Raw genomic sequence first — 949 nt, forward strand, 5'->3', positions numbered from 1 at the left:
CCCCAACGCCCCGGAGAACCGCCGGACGCTGACCCTTCCTGATAACCTGCCGGAAACGAAACAGGCGCTTGCTGAGGGCGTCACACGCGGGATAGACGCGCTTTACCATGCCGGAGAGATAAAAGGCCGTCAGGATGTGATTCAGGCGCTCACAGAGGCGGGGCTTGAAGTGGTCAGGGTGACGCGAAGCAGTATCAGCATTGCAGACCCGAACGGCGGGAGGAATATCAGACTGAAAGGAGCGTTTTATGAGCAATCTTTTACAGACGGGCGCGGAGTTCGAGAAAAAGCTGAAAGAGAGAGCCGAATCTACAGAGAAAATGCTGAACGACGAGTTCAGGAAGCTCGAAGAATCTGTAAACAGGGAACTGACCTCAAACGAATCTTTAATCAGGAACGCTATCAACGACCATACAACAGCCCTGAAAGAACTGCTGGAGAGGTATCAGAAAACGACCGTCGATACGATGGACGCGCACTGGAAAACCGTACTGAAAATGAGCGTGAAACGCTGGCTGTGGCTGATTATCGTCTCAGTACTGATGTTTGCCACGACCGGGAGTCTGCTGTGGTACCAGGGCATGAAGATAAACGCGAATATGAATATTCTCCGCGAGCAGAAAGAGAGTCTGGAGAAGCTGAACGCGAAGACATGGGGCGTGCGTTATCACGAGGACAGCAACGGACGTTTTCTGGTGTTGCCGAAGGGGATGAAAGCCGAAACGAACTGGACGAAGGACAACGGCAAACTGAACGCAGTGAGACTGGTGCAGGAGTGACAGAGCATGACGGAGCTGGAAAGACATTTGCTGAACGCATTAGAGCAACTGCAACAGGACTATATGCAGCGGCTGAACGAATGGGAGAACGCCTTCGTGGAATTGCAGAAAATGTTTTCGCTTACGCAACGGGACAACGCGATGCTGAACGGGCGAGTCATGCAGTTGAG

2 protein-coding genes are annotated in these 949 nt (G+C 52.6%); both read left to right on the plus strand.

Going from position 1 to position 949, the window contains the following annotated elements; all coding sequences use genetic code 11:
• Positions 1-248 precede the first annotated feature (248 nt).
• A complete protein-coding gene (locus E0L35_RS25320) occupies positions 249-779 on the plus strand; it encodes an MbeB family mobilization protein (protein ID WP_001673158.1) in 531 nt (176 codons plus the stop codon).
• A gap of 6 nt (positions 780-785) precedes the next feature.
• Positions 786-949, plus strand: a 164-nt coding sequence (locus E0L35_RS25325) for an MbeD family mobilization/exclusion protein (RefSeq protein WP_138801720.1), incomplete at its 3' end; no start/stop codon positions are given.

This window comes from Halomonas sp. ATBC28, from assembly GCF_005937175.1.
GTDB lineage: Bacteria > Pseudomonadota > Gammaproteobacteria > Pseudomonadales > Halomonadaceae > Vreelandella > Vreelandella titanicae.

Coding starts and splice junctions, on each gene's coding strand:
- E0L35_RS25320 (WP_001673158.1), top strand. CDS start 249: ATGAGCAATCTTTTACAGACGGGCGCGGAGTTCGAGAAAAAGCTGAAA.